Annotated in this window: 20 protein-coding genes and 1 pseudogene; 5 read left to right on the top strand and 16 right to left on the bottom strand. The window is 63.9% G+C overall.

Annotated features, from left to right (window positions below; translation table 11 throughout):
- The first annotated feature begins 42 nt into the window (after positions 1-42).
- A complete protein-coding gene (locus GGR38_RS03000; RefSeq protein WP_183622515.1) occupies positions 43-1,284 on the top strand; it encodes a VOC family protein in 1,242 nt (413 codons plus the stop codon).
- On the opposite strand, the gene GGR38_RS02995 is transcribed toward GGR38_RS03000, so the two are convergent.
- The 7 genes from GGR38_RS02995 to GGR38_RS02965 form a co-directional block, all read right to left on the bottom strand.
- Positions 1,281-2,480 carry a hydrolase gene (locus GGR38_RS02995; protein WP_183622513.1) on the bottom strand — a complete coding sequence of 400 codons (1,200 nt, stop codon included), beginning with the start codon at positions 2,478-2,480 and terminating at the stop codon, positions 1,281-1,283. The genes GGR38_RS03000 and GGR38_RS02995 overlap by 4 nt on opposite strands.
- Positions 2,477-3,880, bottom strand: a complete 1,404-nt coding sequence (gene astD / locus GGR38_RS02990) for a succinylglutamate-semialdehyde dehydrogenase (RefSeq protein ID WP_183622511.1) — start codon at positions 3,878-3,880, stop codon at positions 2,477-2,479. Before astD ends, GGR38_RS02995 begins: the two co-directional genes overlap by 4 nt.
- Before the next feature lies 1 nt (position 3,881).
- Positions 3,882-4,817, bottom strand: a complete 936-nt coding sequence (locus tag GGR38_RS02985; protein ID WP_183622509.1) for an arginine N-succinyltransferase — start codon at positions 4,815-4,817, stop codon at positions 3,882-3,884.
- Positions 4,814-6,106: an N-succinylarginine dihydrolase gene (locus GGR38_RS02980; RefSeq protein WP_183622507.1), complete on the bottom strand. Its 1,293-nt coding sequence runs from the start codon at positions 6,104-6,106 to the stop codon at positions 4,814-4,816. Before GGR38_RS02980 ends, GGR38_RS02985 begins: the two co-directional genes overlap by 4 nt.
- 18 nt (positions 6,107-6,124) lie before the next feature.
- The gene (locus GGR38_RS02975) at positions 6,125-7,150 is read right to left on the bottom strand and encodes an arginine N-succinyltransferase (RefSeq protein ID WP_183622505.1); all 1,026 of its coding nucleotides are present in this window, start codon (positions 7,148-7,150) and stop codon (positions 6,125-6,127) included.
- Between the two features lie 164 nt (positions 7,151-7,314).
- Positions 7,315-8,838, bottom strand: coding sequence for a calcium-binding protein (locus GGR38_RS02970; protein WP_183622503.1), 1,524 nt, complete (start codon positions 8,836-8,838; stop codon positions 7,315-7,317).
- A 128-nt stretch (positions 8,839-8,966) separates the two neighbouring features.
- Positions 8,967-9,863: a LysR family transcriptional regulator gene (locus GGR38_RS02965; RefSeq protein ID WP_246404201.1), complete on the bottom strand. Its 897-nt coding sequence runs from the start codon at positions 9,861-9,863 to the stop codon at positions 8,967-8,969.
- Between the two features lie 117 nt (positions 9,864-9,980).
- Here GGR38_RS02965 and GGR38_RS02960 point away from each other — a divergent pair, with 117 nt between their 5' ends.
- Together GGR38_RS02960 and GGR38_RS02955 are read left to right on the top strand one after the other, a co-directional pair.
- Positions 9,981-10,727 carry an SDR family NAD(P)-dependent oxidoreductase gene (locus GGR38_RS02960; RefSeq protein ID WP_183622501.1) on the top strand — a complete coding sequence of 249 codons (747 nt, stop codon included), beginning with the start codon at positions 9,981-9,983 and terminating at the stop codon, positions 10,725-10,727.
- A gap of 82 nt (positions 10,728-10,809) precedes the next feature.
- Positions 10,810-11,238 (top strand): organic hydroperoxide resistance protein, encoded by a 429-nt coding sequence (locus GGR38_RS02955; RefSeq protein ID WP_183622499.1) that lies wholly within the window; start codon positions 10,810-10,812, stop codon positions 11,236-11,238.
- A 52-nt stretch (positions 11,239-11,290) separates the two neighbouring features.
- On the opposite strand, the gene yaaA is transcribed toward GGR38_RS02955, so the two are convergent.
- The 3 genes from yaaA to folE all read right to left on the bottom strand — a co-directional run bounded on the left by yaaA (position 11,291) and on the right by folE (position 13,703).
- The gene (gene yaaA, locus GGR38_RS02950) at positions 11,291-12,043 is read right to left on the bottom strand and encodes a peroxide stress protein YaaA (protein WP_183622997.1); all 753 of its coding nucleotides are present in this window, start codon (positions 12,041-12,043) and stop codon (positions 11,291-11,293) included.
- A 63-nt stretch (positions 12,044-12,106) separates the two neighbouring features.
- Positions 12,107-13,045, bottom strand: coding sequence for an NAD(P)/FAD-dependent oxidoreductase (locus tag GGR38_RS02945; protein WP_183622995.1), 939 nt, complete (start codon positions 13,043-13,045; stop codon positions 12,107-12,109).
- Positions 13,046-13,058: 13 nt separating this feature from the next.
- A complete protein-coding gene (gene folE / locus GGR38_RS02940; RefSeq protein WP_183622497.1) occupies positions 13,059-13,703 on the bottom strand; it encodes a GTP cyclohydrolase I FolE in 645 nt (214 codons plus the stop codon).
- Between the two features lie 156 nt (positions 13,704-13,859).
- On the opposite strand from folE, the gene GGR38_RS02935 reads away from it, so the two are divergent.
- Together GGR38_RS02935 and GGR38_RS02930 are read left to right on the top strand one after the other, a co-directional pair.
- Entirely contained in the window at positions 13,860-14,441 is a 582-nt protein-coding gene (locus GGR38_RS02935) for a PAS domain-containing protein (protein WP_183622495.1), read from the top strand.
- Between the two features lie 136 nt (positions 14,442-14,577).
- On the top strand, positions 14,578-16,122 hold the full coding sequence (locus GGR38_RS02930) for an FAD-binding domain-containing protein (protein WP_183622493.1): 1,545 nt from the start codon (positions 14,578-14,580) through the stop codon (positions 16,120-16,122).
- Between the two features lie 10 nt (positions 16,123-16,132).
- Here GGR38_RS02930 and GGR38_RS02925 read toward each other — a convergent pair whose 3' ends face one another.
- The 6 genes and pseudogenes from GGR38_RS02925 to GGR38_RS02905 all read right to left on the bottom strand — a co-directional run bounded on the left by GGR38_RS02925 (position 16,133) and on the right by GGR38_RS02905 (position 21,116).
- Positions 16,133-16,543 carry a DUF1801 domain-containing protein gene (locus tag GGR38_RS02925; RefSeq protein WP_183622491.1) on the bottom strand — a complete coding sequence of 137 codons (411 nt, stop codon included), beginning with the start codon at positions 16,541-16,543 and terminating at the stop codon, positions 16,133-16,135.
- Between the two features lie 334 nt (positions 16,544-16,877).
- Entirely contained in the window at positions 16,878-18,395 is a 1,518-nt protein-coding gene (locus tag GGR38_RS02920; RefSeq protein ID WP_183622489.1) for a glucan biosynthesis protein, read from the bottom strand.
- Positions 18,396-18,527: 132 nt separating this feature from the next.
- Complete coding sequence (locus GGR38_RS24395) at positions 18,528-18,953, bottom strand: 3-keto-disaccharide hydrolase (protein ID WP_281379352.1); 426 nt, start codon at positions 18,951-18,953, stop codon at positions 18,528-18,530.
- A gap of 100 nt (positions 18,954-19,053) precedes the next feature.
- Positions 19,054-19,374, bottom strand: a pseudogene (locus GGR38_RS24610) (3-keto-alpha-glucoside-1,2-lyase-like domain-containing protein); the annotation flags it as partial.
- The gene (locus GGR38_RS02910; RefSeq protein ID WP_183622487.1) at positions 19,374-19,847 is read right to left on the bottom strand and encodes a heme-degrading domain-containing protein; all 474 of its coding nucleotides are present in this window, start codon (positions 19,845-19,847) and stop codon (positions 19,374-19,376) included. The pseudogene GGR38_RS24610 and the gene GGR38_RS02910, both read right to left, overlap by 1 nt.
- 18 nt (positions 19,848-19,865) lie before the next feature.
- On the bottom strand, positions 19,866-21,116 hold the full coding sequence (locus GGR38_RS02905; RefSeq protein ID WP_183622485.1) for an MFS transporter: 1,251 nt from the start codon (positions 21,114-21,116) through the stop codon (positions 19,866-19,868).
- Positions 21,117-21,278: the final 162 nt, after the last annotated feature.

The following is a 21,278-nucleotide window of genomic DNA, read 5'->3' as shown; positions in this document are numbered from 1 at the left end:
GGCATGATATAGGGGCGCCGCGCCTGTGGAGAGAGATAAAATATGACAACCGGGCTTGTCGATGCCAGCACCATTCGCGACCGTTTCTGCGGCGCGCTTTCCGCCATGTATCGCGCCGAGGTTCCGCTCTATGGCGATCTGCTGGCCATTGTGGCGCAGGTCAATGCCCGCGCGGCCCCGGCGGGCGAGACCCCTGCGCGCGTGGAGATCGAGCGGCATGGCGCGATCCGCGTGGGCACCGCTGCTGAACTGGCGATGATGGGCCGGGTCTTTGCGGTGATGGGCATGGAGCCGGTGGGCTATTACGATCTGGCCCCGGCGGGGGTGCCGGTGCATTCGACCGCCTTTCGCCCGATTACGGAAGAAGCGCTGGCCCGCAATCCGTTTCGGGTATTCTGTTCGCTGCTGCGGCTTGAACTGATCGCCGATCCTGATCTGCGGCGTGAGGCATCGGCATTGCTGGCGGCGCGGCAGATCTTTCGCCCTGAGGTGCTGGCACTGGTCGAGCGGCACGAGGCGCAAGGCGGGCTGGATGAGGCCGAGGCCGATGCCTTCGTTGCGGGCCTGCTCGAAACCTTCCGCTGGCACGAGGATACGCTGGTGGACCGCGCCACCTATGACCGGTTGGTGGCCAGCCATCGTCTGGTGGCCGATGTGGTGGCTTTTCGCGGGCCGCATATCAACCATCTGACCCCGCGCACGCTGGACATTGATGCGGCGCAGGCAGCGATGCTGGCGCAGGGGCTGGATATCAAGGAGGTGATCGAGGGGCCGCCGCCGCGTGTGATCCCGATCCTTCTGCGCCAGACCAGTTTCAAGGCCCTGACCGAGAGCGTGCGCTTTGCCGGGGATGAGGGCGCGCCGGGTCGCCACACAGCCCGCTTTGGCGAGATCGAACAGCGCGGGGCGGCACTCACTCCCAAGGGCCGTGCGCTTTATGACCGCTTGCTGGCGCAGGCACAGGCGGGACCGGCGGACATGCCCTATGAGCGAAGGCTGGTGCAGGCCTTCGCCGATTTCCCCGATGATATGGAGGCTCTGGTCGAGCTGGAATTGATCTATGTCCGCCGCGTGGAGGCTTCTGATGGTTCATTCACGCTGGAGCCGCTGACCTATGAGGACTTCCTTCCGGTCAGCGCGGCGGGGATATTCCAATCCAATCTGGGCGCGGAAAGCCATGAAACCTATGGCGAACAGAGCGCGCAGGCGGTGTTCGAGGTGGCGTTGGGACGCGCGGTGCTCGATCCTTTCGCGCTCTATGCCGCGATGGCCGATCGGCCCTAGAGCCCGTCGCGGGCAAGGCGGCAGAGCAAGAGCGCGCTCAACGCGGCACGCTCGCCCAGACTGTCGGCGATCAGATATTCATCGGGTGAGTGGATCGCGCCCCCGCGCACGCCCATCGTATCGACCACCGGAACCCCGCAGGCCGCAATATTGTTGCCATCGCAGACCCCGCCACTGTCCTTCCAGCCGATCTCCTGCCCCAGCATCCGCCCGCAATCGCGCACCAGTTCGAGCAGCCTTTGCCCCCGTGCATTGACGGGCTTTGGTGGGCGGGCAAAACTGCCATGGCGGTGGATATGCAGATCATGCGCGGCGGCTACCTGCGCTATGATGCGGTCTAGCGCTTCGCTGGCCAGTGCTTCGTCCAGCCGCGTGCGCGGGCGGATGTTGACGCGCAGCACCGCATGATCGGGCACGACATTGTTCGGCCCGCCGCCCTCGATCCGCGCGCAATTGACCGACAGGCCGGGACGAACCAGCGCGCTGAGCCGCAGCGCCAGATCGGCGGCGGCCACCACGGCGTTGCGCCCGTCCTGCGGGTTGCGTCCGGCATGAGCGCTGCGCCCGGTTACCACCAGCGAGAAATTACCGCTGCCCGGCCGCGCACCGGCCAGCGTGCCATCGGGCAGGGCGGAGGGTTCATAGGTCAGCCCTGCCAGTTTACCCGCCGCCGCCCGCGCCAGCAGCGCCGCCGATCCGGGCGATCCGACCTCCTCATCGCTGTTGAACACGACCTGATAGCCCAGCCTTTCGCATTCGGGCGAGGTTTCAAAGGCATGCAAGGCGGCGATCATGACGGCCAGCCCGCCCTTCATATCCGCCACGCCGGGGCCATTGAGGACACCGGGCCGCAGCCATTGGCAGGTCTGAAACGGATGGTTCGTGTCAAAAACCGTGTCCATATGGCCGGTCAGCAGGATCTGGACCGGGGCCGTTGGACGCACGGTCAGCAGCAAGTTGCGGCCATGGACGACCGCGCATTCGCGGCCCTGCGCGTCGATCCTTGTGACGGGCGCGGGGTCGAGCAACTCGACCGCTCCGGGCAGCGGGGCGCAGGCATCGGTCAACTCGCTCGCCATCGCGGCAAGGCCCGCCAGATTGCCACTGCCGCTGTTGATCGCGGCCCAGCGCAGGACCTGATCGAGCATGGGCGCGGCCATGGCCCGATCCACCACGGCCCTTTCGGTCGGCGTCATGGCGTCAGGCCCGGAACAGGCAGACTCTCGATGCGCGTGGCCTCGAAACTGGCGGCGGGAAAGGCGCAGTAATCGGCGGCATAGGCAGCGCTGGGGCGGTGATTGCCCGATCCCCCCAATCCGCCAAAGGGCATGGTCGAGGCCGCCCCCGTGGTCGGGCGGTTCCAGTTGACGACGCCTGCGCGGATTTCGGCGCTGAACCGGTCCCATAGCGCCGGTTCCTGCACGATCAGGCCTGCCGACAGGCCGAAAACGGTGTTATTGGCCGCGGCTATGGCGGCATCGAAATCCTCCACCCGGATGACCTGCAAAACGGGCGCAAATATCTCCTCATCAGGGGCGGCGATCCCGGTCACGTCCAGCACCGCGGCGCCCATGAAGGCGGCGTTCCCCTCGCGCGGCGCGGTGGCGGGCAGCAATATCCGTGCGCCTGAACCTGCCAAAGCCTCCACCGCCCATCGCGCCCGGTCCACCGCCTGCGCCGAAATCAGCGGGCCCATAAAGCCTTCGCCCTCGTCCCACGCGCCGACCGGCAACATCGCCGCCTGCGCCAGCACGGCGTCAAGCATTCGGTCCCCTTCCGCCCCTATCGGCAGGATCAGGCGACGCGCGCAGGAGCAGCGCTGGCCCGTGGTGATAAAGGCCGAATGGCTGACCAGCGAGGCGACGGCCTCGGGATCGCCGTCCCATGCCACCAGCGGATTGTTGCCGCCCAGTTCCAGCGCCAGAATGACATGCGGCCGGTCGGCAAAGGCATGGCGGAAGGCGCGCCCGGCCTGCGCCGATCCGGTGAAGAGCAGACCGTCAATATCGCCTCCGATCAGCGCCGCGCCCGTCTCACGCCTGCCCTGCACGATCTGGAACACGCCATCGGGCAGGCCCGCCTCCGTCCAGAGCGCGGCCATATGCGCGCCGACCGCCGGAGTTTCCTCCGATGGCTTGAACACCACCACATTACCCGCGATCAGCGCGGGCACGATATGGCCATTGGGCAGGTGGCCGGGGAAATTATACGGCCCCAGCACCGCCATCACCCCATGCGGCCTGTGACGCAGCACTGAGCGACCAAACGGCATCGCCTGTTCGCGCGTTCCGGCCCTTTCGGCCTGTGCGGCGATGGAAATTTCCACCTTGCCGATCATGGCACTGACCTCGCCCCGGCTCTCCCACAATTGCTTGCCCGTCTCGCGCGAGATCAGGCGGGCGAAGGGTTCCAGCCCTTCCTTGAGCAGGGCAGCATAGCGGCGGACGATGGCCAGACGCTCCTCCAGCGGGGTTCGCGCCCAGAGGGGGGCGGCAGCGCGGGCGCGTTCCAGCGCGGCGTGGCATTGCGCGGGGCCATCCACCGGGCCTTGCCAGATGATCTCGCCGCTGGCCGGATCATAGGATTGCAGGGTCATCTCAGTCCTCCTTCCACACGCGGAAATCGCGCAAAAGGCCCGCCGCGAACAGGCGGTGGGGGTCTTTCGTAGCGCGTATCGGCACGTCCGGGTCGATTACTTCGCATTCGCGGATGGTGCGTATGTGGTCGGTGCGGGCATGAACGGTGGGGCCTGCGTCGAAAATGTCGCAATAGCCGTCGTCGAGGAAATCCTCGGCCAGCAGCAGGCGATAGGCGGGGGCCGAATTGGCATGCGGGCGGCCGATCACAGCGCGGGCATCAGCGGGCAGCATCGAGGTGTAGATCGGATAGCGCGGCATCAGATCGGCGATGAATTGATTGCCGTGCATGGCGTTGAACAGGTCCGCCTCCAGCATGTCGCCGCCGAAGAAGGGGCCTGCCACCGCATCCCAGAAGGGGCTGTTGCGACCGTCCATCCAGCCGCGCAATTCGGCCACAACCTGATCGCCGAAACGCTGGCGGTGCTGGGCGATGAAGAGGAAGCGGCTGCGCGCCAGCATCGCGCCAAGGCCCTTGGCGCGCGCATCGGGATGCAGCAGCAGGCCCGCCACCTCGCTCGCCCCGTCGAAATCATTCACCAGATGCAGGACATGGGTGGAAAACATCCGGTCCAGCCCGCGCGAGACATGCGTGACGCGGGCCACTTTATAGCTGTAGAACGGCCATTGTGCGCCGACGCGTGAAAAGATGCTGGCCGTGCCGATGACGCGGCCCGTGCCATCCTCCAGCACCAGCATGTAGAATTCATGCTGCGGCGCGGTGATCTCCGCGTTGATCGAGCGCTCGCTCCATGACAGGCGTTCGCTCAGGGCCTCGCGGTCCTGCGGCAGATTGGTCATGCCCCCGCCGGACAGGCCCGCCAGCGTGAACAGGGCGTCGAGGTCCTCCATCCGCGCCATGCGGATAAAGGGCTGGTCGGGGCGGGGAGCGATCATAGCAGTTCCTCCGGGCCAAAGCCGAGCAGGTCGAGCAAGGCCGCCCGCGCGCTTTGGCATTGCCGCCAGAGGTCGGGCTGGCCGATGTCCTCCGGCGCGATGCGTTCGGGCCAGTGGCGCTCGATCAGAGCGGCCAGCGCGTCGCATTTGGCCGGATCGAGCAGGAAACGCTGATCGAGCGCGGCCAGTTCGCCCTGGTCCAGCACCACGCGCAGCCGCAGGCAGGCCGGGCCTCCGCCATTGCGCATGGATTCGCGCAGGGGCATGAATTCCACTTGGCCGATCGGTCCATTCGCCCCCACCAAATCCTGAAGCCAGTGCGCCACGGAGGGCACCTCGCGGGCTTCCTCCGGCAAAAGCAGCAACATACCCCCATCGCCCAGCGTCACCAGTTGCGAGTTGAAAAGATAGGAGCGGATCGCATCGTCGAGCGACACGAGGCTGGCGGGAACCTCGATGATCTGGGCCTCAGGCATGAGCTGGCGGATTTGCGAATATAGACTTTCCCGCTCGGCAAAGGCCTGCTCATGCGTAAACAGCACGGTTTCATTGGCCACCGCGACCACATCATTGTGAAAGGCCCCGGCGGCGATGGCGTCATTGCTCTGCCGGGCCAGGATGGCCCGGTCGGGCGCCAGCCTGTGCCGCCGCACCAGCGCCTGCGAGGCCGCAGCGTGCTGCCGCGCGGGAAAGCCGTTCACCGGTCCAGAGCCATGGACGAAGATTTCCAGCCCCGGCTGTCCATGACCAGGGCACAGGCGCACATGATTGGCCGCGCCCTCATCACCGAAACAGGCGGGCAGGGGATCATGGACCGCAACGCCGGACAGTCCTGCGAAAAGCAGGCGCAACTGGCGCCCGGTCTGGCCCGCCTCGATGCTGCGATGGGGCATGGAGGAGAGATTGGCGACCGAAATATGGGTGCGTCCATCGACCGTATCCGGCCGGGGCGAGACGGTGGCGGCATTGGCCGTCCACATGGCCGAGGCGGAAAAGGCATTGCGCAAGAGGGCGGGCTGGGCCTCCCAAGCGGCGCGGCAAACCGCCATATCATTGCCCGCAAAGCCCAGTTGCCGCAGCCAGTTCGCATCGGGCCGATCATGGGGCAGCAGCAGCCCCTGCGCAAAGCCAAGCGCCATCATCCGCCGCATCTTGGCAAGGCCCTGAAGCGCGGCATCGCGCGGGCTGGAGGTGGCGCCGGCATGGGTGGCCGAGGCGATATTGCCCAGCGACAGCCCCGCGTAATTGTGGCTGGGGCCGACCAGTCCGTCGAAATTCACCTCCAGCATCGCCAGCCTCCTGCCTTATCAATGGGGAATATGGGTGAGCCTTTCGCCCGCTGTGGCCCGAATGGCCTTTGCGGCTGCGGGGTCGAGGATGATGCCGCCCTCGGTCATCGTCACCTTGCCATAGGCGGCGCGGAAACCCGCCAGCCTGCCGCGCGCGACCAGACTTTGCGGGCCGTCATTGTCCGCGATGGAGATCAGCGCATCCTGCCTTGCATAGCGGATCGTGGCGATATCGTCGGTGGCGCAGATCATCGTGGGGCCGCCGTCAAACACGTCGATGTAATTGCGATAGGCAAAGCCTTCCTTCTCCAGCATCCTCTGCGCCGCGCGGCCCGAAGGATGGGCCACGCCCATCACGGCAATCGCGCTTTCGGGCATCATCGCGGTATAGATCGGATGTTTGGGCATCAGGTCGGCGATGAACTGCGCGCCGTGCAGGGCCTTGAACTCATCGGCCTCGCGGAAAGACATGCCGAAGAAGCGGCCCGTTACCCCGTCCCAGAACGGCGATATGCCGAAATCGTCGATCACCCCGCGCAATTCGGCCAGCGTGCGGTCGGCAAAGCGCGGGCGGTGCATCGCCATGAACAGATAGCGGCTGCGCGCCAGCAGCGATCCGGCCCCGGCGGATCTTTCAGTGGGGTGCAGAAACAGACCGCCCACCTCGCTGCTGCCATTGTGATCGGTCACCATGGTCAGCATTTCGCAGCGCATGGCCCGGCCGAATTCGCTGCTGTAATGGGTAAAGGCGTCGATGCGATAGCTGTAATGGGGCCGGTCCGCGCCGATGCAGGAGAAGATCTGGCATGTGCCGCGCACCTTGCCGGTTTCGGTGTTTTCCAGCACGAACATATAGCGGTCGTCGGCCAGAGTGTCGGCAAGGGCATCGGACATGCGGGCAAAAGAAGCGGCGGCAATTTCCAGCTTGTTCGCCAGCTTTGCCCGGTCGGCGGGCAGGTTGGTAAACCCGCCGCCGGTGCTTTTGGCCATTTCATAGATCGCCGACAGATCGCTCTGGCTGGCGGCTCTCAGAACATGGGTCATCCTCTTGCTCTCCCTGTTACAGCGGCGCGTTGGGCGGCCGCATGGGCGATGCGAATGACCAGAATAGGAGCGAAAGGGTCCGGACACAAAGGCAAAGATAAGGGGATCTTATCCGCCGGAATTATCGCTGCATCGGGGCAACGGATCGCCGCTGCCCGCGCGGCTCATGCCAGAATGAAATCGCTTTGCGCCAGCGCGTTCACGCCCGTCAATTGCACGGCAAAGTCGGAATTGTCGTAACCATTGCCGCCCAGATCGGCATAGACGATCAGCCCCGAACCGATTGATTGAAAGCCGATCTGGCCCGCATAATCCGTGATGTGGAGCGCGGATATGTCGAGCTTGTCGATGCCGGTTTCGAAATCGGTGATGACATCGCGCAGCGATCCGCCCGCCTTGCTGTCACCGGCGGCAAAGATGAAGCGGTCCGCGCCATTGCCCCCGGTCAGCACATCCTTGCCCGCGCCGCCCACAATCGTGTCGTCGCCATCGCCGCCGTTGACGCGGTCATCGCCTCCTTCGCCCAGCAGTCGGTCGTTGCCGTCGCCCCCCGCGATCACATCATTGCCCGCCCCGCCATAGGCGAAATCATCGCCTGCGCTGCCCGAAAGCGTGTCATTGCCATCGCCGCCATCCAGTTCATCCGCGCCCGATCCGCCATAGAGGCGATCATCGCCCGCTTGGCCCACCAACAGGTCATCCCCGGCATTGCCCGAGAGAACATCATGGCCGAACCCGCCGAAGATGAAATCAAGGCCGCCGCCCCCGCTCAGATCGTCATCGCCGCCGCCGCCATGAATGTATTCCGCCGCCGCCGTGCCGGTGAATGCATCGTCCACGGCGGCAAGAGGATCGCCGTCGAAACCCGTCGCCAGAAAGTCGGTCGCGCTCAGACCGGGGTGTTCATAGACCCAGTCGGCCACCCCGTCGCCGTCCTCGTCGATGGCTGCCCCTTCGGCGGTCAGGATGAATTCGCCTGCCGCCCCCGAGAAGGAGGAGACCAGATGATGGCCGTCATTAAGAACGATCTTGTCGCCGTCCGTACCCGCGTTCAGATCGGGATAAAGGCCGAACCAGACATCACGGCCCGCCCCGCCATCGGCAAAATTGCTCAGGATGATGTCATTGCCCGCGCCGCCATAGGCATAATAGCCGCCAAGCAGATAGTCTGAACCGCTGCCGCCGGAGATCACCTCGCCGCCCCAGATGAAATCATCGCCCGCCCCGCCGTCGGCGATGGTCGCATCGAATATCATGTCAGAACCGGCCCCGCCATAGCTGCCGCCATAGTCGCCGCCATAGATGGTGTCGTCGCCATCCCCACCATCGCCGCCATTGCCCAGATAGTCGTTTCCAGCGCCCCCGACGCCTTCGATGCCCAGGATCGTGTCATTGCCATCGCCGCCATAGGCAATGCCGGGACGGTCGGGGTCATCCTCGATAAAGCTGATGAAATCATGGCCCGCGCCGCCATCAATCGTGGCGCTTGAAACATAGCCCTGAATGATGATCCGGTCATCGCCCGCGCCGCCATTGGCGGTGATGCTGTAGAGAGGCAGCTCTTCTTCGCTGTATCGGTCGGCAACACCGATGATCGTCAGCGTGTCATTTCCGCCCAGCGCATTGATGGTGCTGTTCTGAGTGAGATTAAGGACGAGAACGTCATTTCCTTCGGTCAGATCGGTCATGCTGCATCCTCCTGGCAAGACGCGGCATGATAGGAGGAATATTCAATATGGAAATCTCATTGATCGCTCTGACGGCCTTAAATATTCATATAATTAAGTAATTTACCTAGGGTATTTTGCGTGATTTCTTATCGTTCCTTTGGGAAATGGGCCGCCAGATGGTCGATCAGCGCGCGCACCGCAGGGGGCAGCCCCCGCCGCGTGGTGAAAACCAGATGGACGATGCCCCTTTGCGCGCGCCATTCGGGCAGGATGTGAACCAGTTGGCCGCCGTCCAGAGCCTCGGCGCAGATGTGATCGGGCAAAAGCCCCACACCCAGATCGGCGATGGCCGCGGCGCGCACGGCGGCAAAATCGCTGCATGTCATGCGCGGTTCGTGGCGCAGGCGATGGCTGGCGCCATGCTCCTGTTCCAGATGCCAGTCGATTTCGCCGATCTCGTCGCCCGTGCCAAGGGTCGGCACCTGACCAAGCGCCTCGATATTTCCGCCGATGCGGTTGGCCATTTGCGGGCTGCCCACCAGAATGCGCGAGGAATGGCCCAGCGTGCGCATGGTCAGCGCCGCATCGCTGGTCAGCGCCACGCGCACCCGCAGCGCCAGATCGATCCGCTCCTCGATCAGATCCACCGGGCGGTCGATGGCCAGCAGTTGCAGCCGAACTTTGGTGTAGCGGGCGAGGAAGGAGGTGATGCTGGGCTGGATCACCTCGACAAGGCCGGTCGGGCAACTGAAACGCACGCGGCCATGGGGTTCGGCCTGCGCCTGCGCGACGGCGGCTTCGGCCTGCTCGGCCTCATCCAGCATCGCGCGGCAGCGTTCGTAGAAGCTCTGCCCCACCTCGGTCACGCGGAAACTGCGGCTGGATCGTTCGATCAGGCGCACGCCAAGGCGCGCCTCCAGCCCGGCGATGCGGCGGCTGAGTTTCGATTTCGGCTCGCGCAGGGCGCGCCCGGCCGGGGCAAAGCCGCCATGCGCCACAACGGCGGCGAAATAGGCATAGTCGTTGAGATCGGCGCGCATCATCGTTCCTTATATGGAACGCTAAGTATCATTTTTGCCGACTACAGCCAATATCGTTCTGGATGCATCTCCTGTCTCAGCGGCGCAGACGCGCTGCCCCAACCAACAGGAGCATTCAACATGGCACAGGATTTCAACAATAAGGTCGTGGTCGTCACCGGCGGCACCTCGGGCATCGGTCTTGCCACCGCCAAGGCTTTTGCCGAAGCGGGCGCATCGGTCTTCATCACCGGCCGCCGTCAGGATGCGCTGGACGCGGCGGTCAAGGCCATTGGCGGCAAGATCACCGGCGTGCGCGGAGATATGGCGGATCTGAACGACATTGACCGCCTCTATGATGCCGTCCAGCAGCAGCACGGCCAGATCGACGCCCTGTTCGCCAATGCGGGCGGCGGCGAATTTGCCCCGCTGGGCGCGATCAGCGAGGAGCATTACGCCAGCACGTTCGACACCAACGTCAAAGGCGTGCTGTTCACCGTGCAAAAGGCGCTGCCCCTGCTGCGCGATGACGCCTCGGTGGTGCTGACGGCCTCGACGGTCAGCATTTCAGGCAATCCGGCCTTCAGCGTCTATTCGGCCAGCAAGGCGGCGGTGCGCAGCTTTGCCCGCAACTGGATCCTCGACCTCAAGGACCGCCGCATCCGCGTCAACGCCATCAGCCCCGGCCTGACCGACACGCCTGGCGTCACGCATCTGTTTGGTGAAAATGCCGAGGGAACCAAGGACTATCTGGCCAGTTTGGTCCCCGCCGGGCGCGTTGCCCAACCCGAGGAGATCGCCAAGGCCGTCCTGTTTCTTGCCTCGGACGATGCCAGCTATATCAACGGCATCGAACTTTTTGTTGACGGCGGGCAGGTGCAGATCTGAACCTATAACTCAACGCCCGCATCCTCAATCAGGGCAAGGATGCGGGCCGTCTTACCCGGCCCCACCATAAGGAGCACATCCCATGACGATCACTCCCCGCTATAAAACCAGCGCCACGGCCACCGGCGGGCGCGACGGCAAGGCGGCCACCGATGACGGCAGCTTTGCCGTGACTCTGGCCGTGCCCAAGGAATTGGGCGGCGATGGACAGGGCAACAATCCCGAACAGCTCTTCGCCTCGGGCTATGCCGCCTGTTTCCTTGGCGCGATGAAATTTGCCGCCTCGCAGGACAAGGCCCTGCCGCGCGTTCCGGCCGACGCCAGCGTCAATGCCACCGTCGGGATCGGCCCGCGTTCGGACAAAGGCTTTGGCCTGACAGTCGAATTGGTGGTCACTTTGCCGGGTGTCGATCGCGCTGCGGGCGAGGCGCTGATTGCCGAGGCCGATACGATCTGCCCCTACAGCCATGCCACGCGCGGCAATATCAGCGTGAGTCTGGCGCTGGCCTGAGGATCGTCGGAATGGCGGCGCGAAGCATTGTCTTCGCGCCGCCATGGGCGCCTCAGCCGCGCGTGAAGCGCCAGCGGTCGGCCTCACTTTCGGCGGCGTCAAAGCGATAGCCGTCGCTGTCAAAGCCGCGCATCGCGTCAATATCGGTGACATGATGTTCGCACATCCATCGCGCCATCATGCCCCGCGCCCGCTTAGCGTGAAAGCTGATGAAGCGGGGGCCATCGGGGCCTGCCTCGCGAAATTCGACTTCGATCACGCGCAAGCCGGGCAATTGCCCCGATACGGCGGCGAAATATTCCTGACTGGCAAGGTTGAGCACGGCGCCCGAACCTTCTTCCTCCACCTGCGCGCGCAAATGGTTGGCGATCCGGTCGGCCCACCAATCGGTCAGCTTCTTCTGGCCCGGCGCCCATCGCGTGCCCATTTCCAGCCGATAGGGCCGGATGGCATCGAGCGGCCGGAGCAGCCCATAGAGGCCCGATAGCATCCGCACATGGTCCTGCGCAAAGGCCACGCCTGCCTCATCGAGCGTATGCACCTCAAAGCCGGTATAGACATCGCCGGCAAAGGCAAAGAGCGCCTGACGCTCGGGCTGATCGGCAAAATTGTTGAAACGCTCGACGTTCAACTGCGCCAGCTTGGGCGAGATATGCATCAGCTTGCCCAATTGCTCGGCGCTCAGATCGGCGGCTGATCGCGCAAGGTCGAGGGCTTCTGTGGCAAAATGCGGGGTCGAAACGGCGAGCGGGGGCAATTTGCGCTCGAAATCGAGCGTCTTGGCCGGGGAGAGCAAAGCAATCATCGCGACCGCGTTAGCGAGAGCGGCGGGCAGCGTCAAACGGTCCGCGCGCAAAAGCCGCCGCCGTCATATCCCGATCATCCCGGCCAGTTTCGTCCCTGACAGCCACGCCAGTTCAATCCTTGGCCCCATCAGCCAGTCGCCGCAGGCCCCCAGCCGCAGGTCGGCATTCCACAAGGCGCCCTTCACCGAGGGTTGGGTTTTGGCATAGCGCCAGCGATGGGCCGACAAATGAAGCCGCGCGGGAAGTGGGACGCCACCGGTCTGACAAGCCAGCCAGTCGGCCAGATGTTCGGCCACATCTGCGGCTTCATCCTCCAGATGCCGGTTAGACCAGACCGGGCTGGCCTGCACCACCCATGCCTCGGTGGCGGGGCGTCCCGGTTTGGCGCTATTGCGCGCGGCCCAGCCGACCGGGCCGGATGGGGCCAAAACATCAGGGCCAATCGGCAGCTTTTGCGCAAAACCGATCATGGCGGTCCAGCAGGGTTGCGAACGTGCGGCAATCGCGCAAGCCGCCATGGTCAGATCATAGGTGCCCAGAAAAGCCGCAGCCTGCTCGGCCGGCAGAGCCAGCACTGCGGCATCGTAGGGACCATGCCGCGTGCCGTCATTGAGGAGGACCCGCCAGTCCGCTCCTTCGCGCACCAGACCCATGGCGTGGCTGGAAAACCGCGTATCACGCGCCTTTGCCATGTGGGCGATGGGCGCATTCATGCCGGGCGTTCCCACCCAGGCATCATCCTGCGGCGCGGACCAGCGCGCCACCAGTCCGTCCGCATGCCAGCGCTCGACCTGAGCGCTGAAGGCGGGCTCGCGGGCGGTAAAGAATTGCGCGCCATGGTCGAATGACAGATGGGTTTCGCCCATCGCCACCCGCCGCGTCGACATGCGCCCACCCGGTCCGCGCCCTTTGTCGAACAGGGTTACCTGATGGCCCATCTGCTCCAATGCCTGCGCACAGGCGAGGCCAGACATGCCTGCGCCGAGAATGACAATCCGCATCGCCGTCACCCGCTCAATATCCCATCAGCGCGAGTACTTCCTTGCGGCTGCGGGGATCATCGAGGAAAGTGCCCATCATTCGGCTGGTCACCATCCCTACGCCCGGCGTGCGCACCCCGCGCCCGGTCATGCATCCGTGCTGCGCCTCGATGGTCACCGCCACGCCCAGCGGCTGGAGATTGTCCCAGATACATTGCGCGACCTGCGCGGTCAGGCGTTCCTGAATCTGCAGGCGGCGGGCATAGCCATGAAGCACGCGGGCCAGCTTGGAAATGCCGACCACCCGATTGCGGGGAAGATAGGCGATGCTGGCCTTGCCGGTGATCGGCGCCATGTGGTGTTCGCAATGCGACTGAAACGGGATGTCTTTGAGCAGGACGATCTCGTTATATCCGCCCACTTCCTCAAATTGCCGGGTCAGATGGACGGAAGGATCTTCGCCATAGCCGCCGCAATATTCGCGCCATGCCCGCGCCACGCGTGCGGGCGTGTCCAGCAATCCTTCGCGCGCAGGATCATCGCCCGCCCAGCGGATCAGCGTGCGAATGGCTTCCTGCACGGGCTCAGGCACGGCGGGGCGGGCATCGGAGACAGGAGTGTCCTCGTGCGGCTCGTCGAGCAGGGCATCGCAGGAATGAAGCGAGGTGAGAAAATTCATCGGCTGACTCCCTGCGACGCGATCTGGCTCGCGTCATGACTGGACATATTTGCCTCTCTAGACAGGGGGCCGAGCGCGGCAACATGGCTTAAAGGGTATGCCGTAACGAGGGCGATGCTGATGGTGGCAATTGCCGGATGGGAAACGTTTCGGCCTATGGCTATTTCCGATATGATCAAGGGCAGTCTCGTGGCCGCCGTCATCAGCAATCCCAGGATGCCGGACAACCCGATCATCGAATGCAACGCCGCTTTCGAGGCGCTGACAGGCTATGACCGGGACGAGGTGATCGGCCGCAATTGCCGCTTTCTGACCGGGCAGGGATCTGAACCCGAACTGATCGAGGCCCTGCGCGAGGGCATCCGCGAGCAACGGCCGGTGATGGTCGAGATCCTCAATTACCGCAAGAATGGCCAGCCGTTCCGCAATGCGGTGATGGTCGCGCCCATTTTCGACAGCGAAGGCGTGCTGGAATATTTCCTGGGATCACAGGTGGAGATTCCCGATGATGCGGGCGCTGTGCGGGCCAATACGGCGCGCGACAAGGTCGAACAGCTCACCCCGCGCCAGCGCGCGGTGTTGCTGGCCATGGCGCGAGGGCGGCTCAACAAACAGATCGCCTATGAACTGGGCTTATCGGAGCGGACGATCAAGATGCATCGCGCGGCAATGTTTCATGCGCTTGGTGTGCGCACGGCGGCCGATGCGGTGCGTCTGGCGATAGAGGCAGGATTTTGACCGGCGCGCCCCTATGAGGACAGGGTTTAGCCGCGCGCCTGCACCAAGAGGCACCTTGTCGCGATGAGGGCTTCTTGGCGAAATAATACTCTATTTTTTGCCGTGGCAGGGCAAAGGTCACAGTCGGTGAGTCAAGATGATCAGCTGCCCCATTCCGCAAGTCGTATGGTTCAAGCGCGATCTGCGGTTGGAGGATCATGCCGCGCTGTATCAGGCGGCGCTGGCCGGGCCGGTGGTGGCGCTGGTCATTGTCGAGCCCGCCTATTGGCAAGGGGCGGATACTTCGGCACGGCAATGGCGGTTTTGGCGCGCGTGCCTGACCGATCTGGCCAAGGCGATCGCTCGGCGTGGTGGCCGCCTGTGTCTGCGCATTGGCGACGCCGTGGCCGAACTGGAAGCACTGCGCCGCGATATCGGCCCCTTTGCGCTGTGGGCGCATGAGGAAACCGGCAATGGCTTCACTTTCGCGCGGGATCGGGCTGTGCGCGGATGGGCGCGAATGCGGGGTGTTGCCTTTGTCGAACTTCGCCAGTTTGGCGTGATCCGGGGGCGCGGCCTTAACCGCGATCATTGGGCTGCTGCGTGGGATGCGATGATGGAGCAGCCCGTGCTGCCGATACCCCCGATCGTCTGGCAATCGGCGCCCGGTCATGATGTTTTGCCCGGCGCGGCGGCGCTTGGGCTGGCGCCCGACGATGCGTGTGCCTCGGCGGCGGCCGGCCGCGGCGCGGCACTGGCAACGCTGGAGAGTTTCCTTTTCCGGCGCGGTGAGCATTACACCCGCGCCATGTCCTCACCGCTGAGCGCGCCTGATGCCTGTTCACGATTGTCGTGGCATCTGGCCTATGGCTCGATTTCGATGCGGGAAGTCTGGCATGCAACGCGCGAGCGCTACGCCGCCTTGCCGAAGGAAGCGCGTCACTGGCGGCAGGCTCTGCGCAGTTTCATGGCTCGGCTGCACTGGCATTGCCATTTCATTCAGAAACTGGAGAGCGAGCCGGAGGCCGAATTCAGGCCCTTTGCCCGCCGTTATGAAGGACTGCGCCGGACGGCCGATCCCTCGCGCCTCGCGGCATGGGCACAGGGGCGCACCGGCTATCCTTTTCTGGATGCGGCGATGCGCGCGTTGCAGGCTACCGGCTGGGCGACTTTTCGCATGCGCGCCATGTTGATGAGTTTTGCCGCCTATGATCTGTGGCAGCCATGGCAGGAGGCCGGGTTGGTGTTGGCGCGGGCCTTTATCGATTACGAACCGGGCATCCATTGGCCGCAATGCCAGATGCAGGCCGGCGAGACCGGTATCAACACAGTGCGGATCTATTCCCCCGTCAAACAGGGGTTCGATCAGGACCCGCAGGGCCGGTTCATCCGGGCGTGGATACCCGAACTCTCGCAAGTTCCCGTTGCGTGGCTGCATGCGCTCGACAGGATGGACCGCGATCAGCGGCGGGCCTTATGCCCTGACTATCCCCCGCCCATTGTTGACCATGCCGCAGCGGCCCGCTCCGCCCACCAGGCCATTGCAGCCCTGCGCGGCACCGCTGAGGCGCGGGCAGAGGCGGATCGCGTGCAGCGCCGGCATGGCAGCCGCAAACGATCCACGACACGCAAAAGAGAGGGGAAAATCGCGGCGGTTCGCGACAGGGGCAACGAAAGGGCGCAGATGCAACTGGATCTTTAGCAGCCTCTCTTCAACGCCCTCTGCCTGCCTGTTTGGCGATATTGAAGGCCACTGCAGCCTTGATCAGCGCATCGAACGCCTTCTCATTCACCTGATCGCCTTCGCGCAGGTCAATGGCCCGCCGCGTCCCGCCGCCAAACCCCGCGTTGAACAGCCCCTCAGGATCATCCAGCGCCGCGCCATGCGCAAAAGTGAGCTTGACGTAGTTCTTATAGACCTCCCCGGTGCAAAGGATGCCTGCATGCTCCCATGTCGGCACGCCCGAAGGATTGGAAGGTTTGATCCATTTCACGCATTCCACCACATCGGGATCGGCCCAATGGATGAGCATCCGCAGATGCGCCAGAGCCCGGCCTCTCCAATCGCCCAGACCGGCCAGTTTGGCGTCGATCCGCTCTGATGGTGTTTCCTGATCTGCCATGGCGCCTCTCCGATCGCGGCTCGTTCGTGGCAGGTTTTGGCTTTAATGGGCTGTCCATACAACGGGGTAAATCGCTGCTCGTCCCAAAACCTGCAGGTCTGATCGGCCTGCTGCGCGATGGAGAGCCGCGCACATGCATCCTTTGGCGCCTTGGTCCCTTTCCATAACAGGACGACACAGCCAGAGGACAGGATGATGATAAGAGACCGCCGCAAGGAAAATGTTCGCCGCAAGATCGAAGAGAACCAAAGCGCCGGAAAACCGCCCGCATCTTCCACGATGACGCGTGATGGGGCCAATTCCGGGCCAGACGTGGGGGGCGCCAATGATGGCTTCAGGCGGGCAGATCGGCCAAAGGCTCGATAATTGTTTCGGATAGTGCCGCGCCCTTGTGCCTTAGGAAAAGTCGAAATTCGCTCTGCGCAAGGGCGGCGGGCCTAATATCAATTGTGACGCGCCAACGCCGCGCGGCCCCGACAACCGGATAGGCGGCCTGTGCCGCAACAGCGGCGGGGGGCAGGTTGGTTACGGCTTCAACTCCGCTTGACCGGTCCAGCCCCGCCAGATTGTCCCCTTCGAAATCGAACACCAGCTTGCGTGTATCCTGTCGCCCGATGGCACCTGGTATGCCGCCCGCGCCGCTCCATTGATCGACAAGATGCGCGCCCGCGCCCGCCGAGGGATCGTGCGATATCCAGTGCAGCCGGTAGCGCCACTCATGATATCCACCCGCTCGCATCGGCATGTCGCTGACCCAAAAGGCGGCGATATTATCGGTGGTTTCCGAAACGGTCGGAAATTCGTAGAGCATCACGGCCCCCGGCCCCCAGTTGCCGATGGGCTCTACCCAGAGGTTGGGGCGGCGATCATAAAAGGCCCCGTCATCCTGATAATCGCTGAAACGGCGATCACGCTGCATCAGGCCGAACCCGTGCGGATCGGAAAGGGCAAAGGCATTGGTGCGAGGCGCGCGCGGGTTGCGCAGCGCCCGCCACAGATGCTCGCCATTGGCCGCAACGACGGCCAGACCGTCGGAATCGTGAATTTCGGGCCGCCAGTCGCCGGTGCGTGCGGGTGAATTCTGATCATACCAGAACATGCTGGAGGCAGGGGCTATGCCCAGCCGCCCGATATCGCGGCGCAGGGCAAAAACGGCCGTGACATCCTGAACCACCCCGCCCGGCGTGTTGGTGCTGTCGATCCGCATCGCGCCTGACAGACTTGGCCCATCGATCAGCGCATGGATGAGCACGCGGGCATCACCCTGATTTTCGATCCAGAACTCGGTGAAACGCGGAAATTCCTCGCCATGGGCCAAAGCCGTGTCAACCGCGACGCCTCTTGCGGAAATGCCATATTGGTTTTGCGCCCCGGCGGTACGAAAATAGGAAGCGCCCAGAAAAGACAGCCAATCGCCATCGCCGCGTGGGTTGAGCACGCGCAGCCCCGCAGGAGCCGCCGAACCGCCATGGGCAAACATCCCTTTGCCCGACAGCAGGCGGCGCGCCTGGCCATCCTCGACAAAATTCAGCCGTACCGGGATTGGTGCATCGCGGCTGACCGGCAGCAGGCGCACTGTTCCGGCCAGTATGGGGGCGGGGCCGTAGGTCAGCTTGCCGGCGGCATCAAAATCGATGCCATGTGCGCCCGGTGCGGCGGCTTCGGGCTGATAGGGTCTGGCCGCCATCGCCCGGGCATGTGCAATCAGCGCTTCCCATGAAAAGATCTGAGGCGGGCCAAAACCGGCGGCATCTGCGCCTGCCGCCCGCGCCAGCGGCAAGATCGAGAGCCCCGCAAGGCCGCCGCAAACGCCGCGGCGCGTAAAGGCGCTGGATGGGTTTCGCGTGCTCATGCGGCAAAGTTCACGCTTTCTCGCTGTACCGCAGATTTACGCGCTTGGAGTGCATGCAGGCCCCGGACATCTTACGGGGCGAGCGGCCCGATGGGGGCGATGAACCGTGCTCCATCGGGCCGCAAGGCGCCATCAAAGCTCCTTAATGCGGATATTGCGCCAGCGGCATTGCCCCCCGTGGCCCCAACGCGAATCCTTGAAGATCGGATCGTTGTCATGCACCTCCAGCGCGATATGCCCCCGCGTGCCCAGCAGGCCCAGAATGGCGTTCGGATCGTAATCAGGCGCCTGCATCGTGGCGGTGTTGAGTTCGGCAATCTTCACGCCATTGACCCATGTGGTGATGACCGGCATCGCGCCCACCACGCGGATCTTCATCTCGTTCCATTCGCCCCATTTCCACGCTTTCAGGAAATCCTGAACATCGGCGGCATAGGACAGGCGGGCGAGTTGTTCGGGCTGCAAGGGCTCCTGTGAATCTTCGGGCGTGTCGGCCTGCATCCCGATCACCTCGCCCGCCTCGTTGCGAAGGGCCTTGATTTTGAAGGGCGCAGCCATGAACGAGGCCAGACCATTGCCCGAAAAACCCGCCGATCCCGCCGCTTTCCCGGTGGTCGAGCAGGATCCGGAAACCTTCCCAACTGTCGCGCTGGCGGCGCACCATGATGCCGGTGTCGGCGGGCCAGTCGGGCCGCGCCTCCAGCACCAGTTCGAAATCGCCGAAGGTCTCCTCGGTGATCAGATAGCCGCCATAGCCGCTGCCGGGAAATTCCTGTTCGCCGACAATATAGCCGTCCTCGACGAACCAGTGGGCGGGGTGCTTTTCCGGCTCGACGGGCAGGGGAATGCCGCGCTCGATCCACATGTCGGTCACGGTCGGCCCGCCCGGATGGCGGCGGCCATAGATGCGCGGGATCGCCCGCCAGCCCGCCAGTGTCTCGCCATCGAACAGCGGGCGAAAGCCCTCTTCATCACCCATCATGCTTCTCCCTTTTGCTTGTTCTGCAAGGCGCCCAGCGCATCGAGCACCATCAAGTGATCATCGAGCTGCGGCAGGCCGGACACCGCCACCACGCCGATCATGCCCACGCCCGCCACCCGGATCGGCACCGCCCCGCCCGCCGCCGCATAGGTGGCATGGTCAAGGCCGAAGCGTTCGAACATGTTCTCGCCCCCGGCAAACTTCTGGTTCATCAGATAGCTGGACTTCTGATAGCGCCAGGCGATCGCCACCTTGCGCTTGATCCAGCCCAGATTGTCGGCCGTGGCGCCGGGCAGCAGCGCGGTGAACAAAGTGGTCGGCCCGACGGAAATGTCGATGGCGATGGGCGCCTGACAGCTCGCCCCCGCATCGCGCAGGAAACAGCCCAGCCACCACGCGTCATCATTGGAGAAGCGGGGCAAGATCAGATCGCTTTCGCGTTGAGCAAGCGCATCGAGATCAGCATCCATGGAAGTGAAACCTTTCAATCATTTGACATGACGGATGGGCAGGATGGCAAGAGTGCCCCCGGCGGCAAACAGGGCGGCCGCGATAAAGACGGCCTCGTAATTGGAATGGCCCCCGCCGATGGACAGAAACAGCGGCGCGATGGCCGGGGCCAGCGATTGCGGCAAGCTGCTGGCGATCTGGATGATGCCCATATCCTTGGCCGCGCCGGCCCGGTCAGGCAGGACCGATGCGCCCAGCGCCGTGGTCAGGGCATAGATCACGCTCTTGCCCGCCCCCAGCACGATCATGGCGGCGATAAAGGGGGGCAGCGATGTCGTCTGGCTGATAGCCAGCAGGCCTGCGGTGGCCAGCAGGCCCGCGCCAAAGACCAGCGGCTTCATCCGCCCGGTCTTGTCCACCAGCACGCCCGCCAAGGGTGTAAGAATCGCCCCGATGATCGCCACGGACGAGGTGATGGTGAACATCGCGCCCGGCACCTGATGCGTTGCCAGACCGATCACATCCATCAGCAGAAAGACCTGATAGGTCTGGGCAAAGGAATTGCCGGTGGTCAAAAGAAAGCGGCAGGAGAAGGCAAGGCCAAAGTCGCGATCACGAAACGGATTGACCCGAAAGGCCGAAAATATCGTGGCCAGCGAAATGCCATCGGTGGAATGCGAAGGCGCATCGGGCAAAAAGCGCAGTACCAGCAAGACCGCCACCAGATAGGGCAGCCAGGGCACGATGAACATGGCCATGCTGTTCTGATGGGTAAACTGGGTGATGAATGTGCCCGAAACCAGCGCAAAGACCGTGGTCAGCCCGAGAAAGGAGGACATGCGCCCGCGCTGTTCCAGCGGCACCTGATCGGGCAGAATCGCGCTGATGGCGGCCTGCGCGGCGTTCGACCCGGTCTGGCATATGATCCAGCCAAGGCCGAACAGCCAGATCGAGGTGCTGAGCGCCAAGATGATCACGCCGGTCAGCAGAAACAGCGAACCCGCCACGATCCAGAATTTGCGCCGCCCGATCCGCGCCGTGGTGTGATCTGAAATCGCGCCCCAGATAGGCGCGGCCACCATCGCGAAAAGCGCCCCGATCGACATAATCGTGGCCAGATAGGCGCTCTTCTGATCCGGCGGGGCGATCTGGCCGATCCGCATGGCGATGGTGATCGTCACCGGGGTCAGGATCGCCAGCCAATGGGCATATTGGGTAAAGGCGTAAAGCGCCATGAAACCGCCGCTGACGGGGCGTGGCATGCTTGCGGATAGGGTCGCGTCAGACATCATCTTCCTCTCTGGCCGACTCGGCATTCTCTCTCTTCGACCTTCCTTTTGCGCGGCCTTGCGGCGTCTGATTCGGATGAGGGCTTGGTCAAATTGTGACTGAGAAACAGTCATTTGATTGGATGATTTGCCGAAATTTTGTTCTGGCCTTATTTTTTAACC

Origin of the sequence: Novosphingobium sediminicola (assembly GCF_014196525.1) — a bacterium.
Lineage (GTDB): Bacteria > Pseudomonadota > Alphaproteobacteria > Sphingomonadales > Sphingomonadaceae > Novosphingobium > Novosphingobium sediminicola.
The sequence above is the reverse complement of the archived record's forward strand: the minus strand, read 5'-3'. Positions and strand labels throughout refer to the sequence as shown.